Here is a 6879-nt window from a genome sequence, read left to right on the forward strand (position 1 = left end):
CGCATTTCTATCGGGCTGCGCATGTCGCACTCCTATCCGGCTTTGAAATTATTGCACCAGGAGCTTTTAATGCGTTGAGGTGGTATCGACCCCGCGTTCTGATCAGGCCTGCGGTTCCCCGGAATTCCGCTCCGGGGAGCCGCCTCACAACAGCACGGCTCGCGGCAATGAATCCCGAAACGCGCTTGATTGATCAGCGTTCGAGTTTAGCCAAACAATAGTCTTCGAAATGCTCTTCAGGATCTTGTTTGCTGACGTCATAAGGAATTGATTGTCAAGGGTCCCGGACCGCTTCGCGGCGCGAACGCGCCCTTGACAATCAATTCCTTATGCCAAACTGGCAAGGAAGCCATCAATGGCGGTATCCGCCATTGATGGCGTTCCGTGAAGAACCGTTTCAAGACGACCCGACTTGATCAGGGGTCAAACCAAGGCCTGTCCGGGTCAAAAATCAGGTCCAGCCTGCTGTTTCCTCCGGCACCGTTCCCCACTATAAGCAGCCGCCATGAGATCCCTTGACGTTGTGATAATCGGGGCCGGCGCTGCCGGCCTTATGTGTGCCATCGAAGCGGCCCGGCGCGGCCGGTCGGCGCTTGTGCTCGACCATTCGAAAAAACCGGCCGAGAAAATCCGCATTTCCGGCGGCGGGCGCTGCAATTTCACCAATCTGCATTGCAGTCCGGCCAATTTCCTGTCCGAAAACCCGCGCTTTTGCGTGTCCGCGCTGAAACGCTACACCCAGCGCGATTTTCTCGCCCTCGTCGAAAAGCACCGGATCCCCTGGCACGAAAAAACGCTCGGACAGCTGTTTTGCGATCATTCCGCCAATGACATCATCTCGATGTTGCTGAGAGAACTCGAGGCGGCCGGCGGCAAACTGGAGCTCGGGACGAAAATCTCCGGCATCACCAAACCGGATAACAGGTTCCGGATTTCAACCGGCACCGGCGAAATCAGGGCGCAGTCGCTGGTGGTTGCCTGCGGCGGCCTGTCGATCCCGAAAATCGGGGCGACCGGTTTCGGTTACGAGATCGCTAGACAGTTCGGCCTGAAGACAATTGCACCGCGTGCAGGGCTCGTCCCCCTCACCTTCTCCGATGCCAACCGCGAGCTTTGCAAGACGCTTTCCGGCGTTTCGGTCGATGCGCAGGTGTCCTTTGCCAAGACCTCGTTTCGCGAAGGATTGCTGTTCACTCACCGGGGACTGTCCGGTCCGTCCATCCTGCAGATTTCCTCCTACTGGCAGGAGGGCCGCCCGATCAAGGTCGATCTGGCTCCGGCAACCGACGTGTTCGAGGCTTTCAAGGTTGCGCGCAAAACCTCTCCCAAACAGGACATCAAGACAGCCGTCGGGCACATTCTGCCCAACCGACTGGCGGAGGAAATCGCCAGCATGCTCAAGCTCGGCGGCCGGCTCGCGGACCTTCCGGACAAGCTGTTCCGCAAAACCGCGGACGCAATCAACGCCTGGCAGGTAACGCCGGTGGGCACCGAGGGCTACCGGACCGCGGAAGTGACACTCGGCGGTGTCGATACAAGGGAACTGTCCTCCAAAACCATGGAATCGAACAAGGTTCCCGGCCTTTATTTCATCGGCGAAGTGGTTGATGTGACCGGCCATCTTGGCGGGTTCAATTTCCAGTGGGCCTGGTCGTCGGGTCACGCCGCCGGACAATTCGCTTGATATTACGTTAACGTAACATGTTATAACTCCCAAGGCTTGATGTACGTGCCTCATCCGGCAATATTGCGCGGTGCAGCAAGGGAGGAACAATGGGACGGGTGACAATTCAGGATGTGGCGGATGCGGCGGGTGTCAGTCTTGCGACGGTCGACCGGGTCTTGAACGGACGGCCCGGCGTGCGCGGCGAGACGATCGAGAAAGTCCGGCAAGCCGCCGCCAACCTGAATTACGCGCCGGACCCGTTTGCAGCCGGTCTTGCCAAGGGCCAGACCTACCGGTTTCACTTTCTGTTGCCGAGCGGGCCGAATGCCTTCATGGCGGATCTTACCCGCGAGGCGCAGATTTACGCAAAGGCGGTTGCCCGGGAGCGAATCGCCCTCCATGTCGAGCCGATCGATGCCTTTGACGGACACAGGGTCACAGGGACACTTGCCATTCTCGACAAGTCCATGTGCGACGGGGTCGCCGTGGTGGCTCCGGCCTTTCCGGAGGTGCGCGCGGCCATCGACCGGCTTCAGGACCGGGGTGTTCATGTGGTGACATTGGTGGCCGACCATCCCGCCTCCGCAAGGCGGCATTTTGTCGGCATCGACAACCGGGCTGCAGGCCGGACCGCCGCAAGACTGCTCGGCCAGTTTCTGCCACGCCAAAGCGGCGAAATCGCCTTGCTCGCCGGTTCTTTGGGCCTGCGCGACCAGGCAGACCGCTATACCGGTTTTCAGGACGTGATCGGACGCGATTTCCCGCATCTGAAGCTCCTGAAGGTGCGCGAGGGCCGCGACGACAATGCGCGCAGCCGCAGCCTGCTGAAAGAACTGCTCGAAACCCGGCCGGACATAGTCGGGCTCTACAATATCGGGGCCGGCAACCGCGGCGCCATTCTGGCGCTCGAAGAACTGGACAAGGCGCGCGACACCGCCTTTGTCACCCACGAGCTGACGCCCTACACCCGCGAAGCGCTGACATCCGGCACGATCAACGCCCTGATCTCCCAGGATCCGGGCCACGAGGTGCGCAGTGCCGTACGCGTCCTGAAGGCGCTGTGCGACAAGTCTCCGATTGTCGCGGGTCAGGAACGCATTGGCATCGATGTGTTTTTAAAAGACAATCTGCCGCCTGAAACCTGAACAACCCTACGTCTTTCGGGCAGGTCCCGATAAAAACTCGCCTCAAAAACTCAAATATTAGTGTTGACCTTTTGGACGGAGCGCCGCATATCTTGATGCATGCGCCTGACACAACAAACCAACTATGCGGTTCGCGCGCTTATGTATTGCGCCGTGAACCCGGATAAGCCGAGCAAGGTGGCTGATATCGCCGCCAGCTTTGACATGTCCGAAACGCACCTCTTCAAGATCATGAAGGTGCTGGTCGATGCCAACCTGATCAAGACGATCCGGGGACGCAATGGCGGCGTGATGATCGCCCGCCCGCCCGAGCAGATCACCGTTGGAGAAGTGGTGCGGGCGGCGGAAGAAAGTTTCCTGCTGGCCGAGTGTTTTGATTCCGGCCGCAAGGACTGCCCGCTGATCATGTCCTGCGGTTTCAACGGTTTGCTCCACGAGGCCCTTGAGGCGTTCATGGAAGTGCTCGACACCAAATCCATTGCCGATCTGGCGGAAGACCGGTTCGGCATGCGCGAGCTGCTCAAGATCGACGAAGGTCAGGCAATCAAGATTTCCGCCTGACACGTGAGCCGTCAGGAGAACCGGAGTTCAGAACAAAATGGCCTGCACCGATGGTGCAGGCCATTTTTCGTTGGTCTTTCAAAAAGGCCGGGCTGGCTCACCGCTGAGGGAGAGGAGAGGGCGGTTGGCTTGCCGAGCATTTTGTGCAGCTGGGGCCGCACCGCCTGCCCGGTCACGATTCAGAGGACGCGATTTCCGTTTCGTGCCGATCAGGCATTGCCTTGATACGAAATCCTGAGTATCAGTGTCAAGTAATCTTGAGACAAAAACTCAAGTTTAGAATTTTTCGAAACTGACACGGTATGGAACCAAGCGATGCAGACCTCCAATTTCCGCCGCGCCCGGCTCAGCCTCCCGACCCGCCCTGCTGCAGCCCCTGCCCTCATGTCCTGCCCGGCTGACGAGGCCGGCGGGGCCGATCTCGACACACGGCGTCTGTTCAAGGGCCGCCGGGAACTGACGATCAAGCACAATGACGAAACCTACCGGCTGACGATCACCAAGCTCGGCAAGCTGATTTTGACAAAGTAAATCCGGGCCGCCGTCCTGTTTCAGAAATCACGGCTGGGCGTCACGTCTCAGCCGGGTTCGGCAACACCGCACCATCTGCACGCGGGCTGTAAATCGCGACCGGCTGCGCCACGCCGCGCAAGTCGTAATGGCCCATCAGTTCCAGACGTTCCCTGTCCGTCTCCGGCAAGTCCTGCACCACGGGGTCGGCAAGCAGCAGGTTGCGCGACAGGGTCTTGCACAGGGTCTCGACCCGGGCCGCCTCGTTGACGGCGCGGCCGATCACGGTGAAGTCCAGCCGGTCCGCACCGCCCACATTGCCGAAGAACACATCCCCCTTGTGCAGGCCAATGCCGATCTTCAATGGTTGCCAGGCCCTGGGGTCGGGCAGATCGCCGTCCGGTGCCCTGTTGAGATCATCAATTGCCTGCAACGCGTCTTCCGCAGCCGCAAGGGCCGCCTGGCTGGCCGCCGCCTCCCCCTGCTGAAACACCGCCAGAACACCGTCGCCGATGAACTTCAGGATCTCGCCGCCGTGATTTTCAATGGCTGAAGACAGGCGCTCGAAATAGGCATTCAAAACGGCTGTCAGCTCCGGACCGGACAGCCGGTCCGCGAGCCCGGTGAAGTCGCGGATATCGGCGACAAACACGATGGCATTGATCGCCTCCCCGTCCCCGCGCCGGATTTCGCCCTCCAGAACCCGGCGCCCGGCAAGCGGGCCGAGATAGGTGTCGGCCACATTGCGCGCGATCCGTTGAACAATGTGCTTTTCGATATGAAGTGCGAACAGATTAACGAGTTCGAGGGAAACCGCGACCTTGTCTTCCGGGTATCCTCCGGGATGCTTGGTGGCGAAGGTGATCCCGTTGAACCGTTTGCCAGACGACGACAGCGGAAAGGCGGTGTAGGCCGTATACCCTTCTGCCGCGAGTTCCTGCATCAACGGATAGGCGTCTGCTTCTTCCCGGTTTTCGAGATTGAGCGGAACCGTTTCGCCATCGACCAGAACCTTGTAGAGCGGGTTCTTGGTAAAGGCGTCCTGAGACAACGCACCGGCAAATGCCGCCACCTCGTCGCAAACAGCATCATCCGCCTTCCAGTTCCAGGCCAGCCCCACCATTTGGGGATGAAGCGTGCCCACATGAAGCGAGGAGCGATCGATGGGCAGTCCGGCCGCCCGGCAGCGCCACAAATATTCCTCGTAAAGCAGCATCAGATTGTCGGCATGGATCGCTTCATGCAGCAGCCATTGGCGCACCTCATCGGTCGTTTGCTGCGCCGGTGCACAGGCAGCCCCCCGCTGTGACCTGTCACACAGGAGAACATGTTCCGGATAGGATCTGGGTGCCGGATCAATCGGCAGGGCTTTCATGAAGGCTCCTTGCAGATGCTGCTCAAAGATCTTTTATGACCCAAACAGCCGCCATGCCAAGAAAAACAGGTTTCGGTATTTTCCGTTCCCTTGACTGGATTTCACCCCCCCGCCTCCGGAGCGGACACCCTGTCGACGACCTCTTCCAACAGGATCCCTTTTGTCTCCGGCGCGTATCTGGCCGAATACCAAATTCCGAAAATACAAAAGATCGCAAATGCCAAGAACGTTTCAGGCGTCCCGATACCCCTGGACACGATCGGAAACAGGAAAACGACAAGCCAGTTGCAGATCCAGTTCGAAAGACAAGCTGCAGCGATCCCTTTGCCGCGCAGCGCCAGCGGAAACAGTTCCGACATGTAGATCCACGGCAGCGGGCCAAGGCTGATACCAAAAAAGAACACAAACACGAAGAGGGAGACAAGGCTGAGCCACGCAAAGTCATTGCCCAGAAACTGGAGTGTTAGCGCCAGCACTGCCATGCTCAGGCTCGTGCCGATAAAACCGGTGATGAACAATGGCTTGCGTCCGATACGGTCGACAATCGATATGCCGATGGCACCTGTAGCCGCCAGAACGAAACCGAGGCCGACCGTTGCCACCAATTGATTGGACAACCCCTCCATACCCGCCTCACGCAAAATCTCCGGTGCATAGTTGAGCACCGCATTGATCCCGCAGAACTGCTGGAGAAAAAAGGCTATGACAGCGAAGATCAGCAGCGGGCGCAGTTTTGGCGCCGCAAGCCTCGACCAGCGTTCTTCCTCCGGCCTTTCGGGATGCTGTCTCTTGATATCAGTGACGATCCGCTCAACGTCATCATTCGAAATCCGGGGCTGAACCAGTCTTAGCGCCGAGCGGGCCTTGTCCTCTTGCCGTTTCATCACCAACCAGCGCGGGCTTTCCGGAGACCAAATCATCCCGACAAGACAAACAAGGGCGGGAACCAGGGGAAATACCAGCATCAACCGCCACGAGTCAGCGTAGGAAATCGCCCAATCAACCCCATAAGCCAGGAATATTCCAAAAGCGATATTGAACTCGAAGCAGCCGACAACCGCTCCGCGGTATTTTGTCGGAGCAATCTCGGCCAGATACATCGGCGCGGTCAGTGTTGACACGCCGATCGCGACACCAACCATGGTTCGGGAAAGGCCCAAGGTCAGAGCCCCGGTGGAAAGCGCGGAGGCAATTGCACCGGCCGCGAACAGGCCAGCGCTTAGCAGCAAGACCCGGCGGCGCCCGATCCGGTCAACCAGATAGAAACCGACAAAGGTTCCAAAAATGGCTCCGAACGGGACACCCGCAGCAATAAAGCCCTCGTTGGCCGGTGATAATGCATATTGTTTTGTCAAAAGCGGGAGAGCACCGGTGATGATGCCAACATCAATGCCGAACAAAAGGCCAAACAATGCCGCCAAAACGATAATTGCCTTTGGCACATCCACCTCCGTTTGAGACGCGAATTATTGAAATCTTTCAATGGCAACCGATTATAGCGCGATACCCGCCGCTCTGCTCACTCCAGAGCAAGGCGCATTCCCTGTCTTCTCTTCGCCCGGAACTTACAGGACTCATCCCGGCGATCGCACAAGATAACGTATAAAATTTTTCGCACATTT

At 58.6% G+C, this 6879-nt stretch carries 6 protein-coding genes; 4 read left to right on the forward strand and 2 right to left on the reverse strand.

Going from position 1 to position 6879, the window contains the following annotated elements; genetic code table 11:
- Positions 1–505 precede the first annotated feature (505 nt).
- The 4 genes from E1297_RS05540 to hemP all read left to right on the forward strand — a co-directional run bounded on the left by E1297_RS05540 (position 506) and on the right by hemP (position 3903).
- Entirely contained in the window at positions 506–1684 is a 1179-nt protein-coding gene (locus tag E1297_RS05540; RefSeq protein ID WP_155135011.1) for an NAD(P)/FAD-dependent oxidoreductase, read from the forward strand.
- Between the two features lie 89 nt (positions 1685–1773).
- The gene (locus E1297_RS05545) at positions 1774–2811 is read left to right on the forward strand and encodes a LacI family DNA-binding transcriptional regulator (RefSeq protein WP_155135013.1); all 1038 of its coding nucleotides are present in this window, start codon (positions 1774–1776) and stop codon (positions 2809–2811) included.
- 99 nt (positions 2812–2910) lie between these two features.
- A complete protein-coding gene (locus E1297_RS05550) occupies positions 2911–3372 on the forward strand; it encodes an Rrf2 family transcriptional regulator (RefSeq protein WP_155135016.1) in 462 nt (153 codons plus the stop codon).
- A gap of 315 nt (positions 3373–3687) precedes the next feature.
- Entirely contained in the window at positions 3688–3903 is a 216-nt protein-coding gene (gene hemP, locus E1297_RS05555; protein ID WP_155135019.1) for a hemin uptake protein HemP, read from the forward strand.
- Between the two features lie 40 nt (positions 3904–3943).
- On the opposite strand, the gene E1297_RS05560 is transcribed toward hemP, so the two are convergent.
- Complete coding sequence (locus E1297_RS05560) at positions 3944–5257, reverse strand: adenylate/guanylate cyclase domain-containing protein (RefSeq protein ID WP_155135022.1); 1314 nt, start codon at positions 5255–5257, stop codon at positions 3944–3946.
- Positions 5258–5358: 101 nt separating this feature from the next.
- Positions 5359–6699, reverse strand: a complete 1341-nt coding sequence (locus tag E1297_RS05565; protein ID WP_155135025.1) for a sugar porter family MFS transporter — start codon at positions 6697–6699, stop codon at positions 5359–5361.
- Positions 6700–6879 lie beyond the last annotated feature (180 nt).

The organism is Roseibium sp. RKSG952 (genome assembly GCF_009711355.1).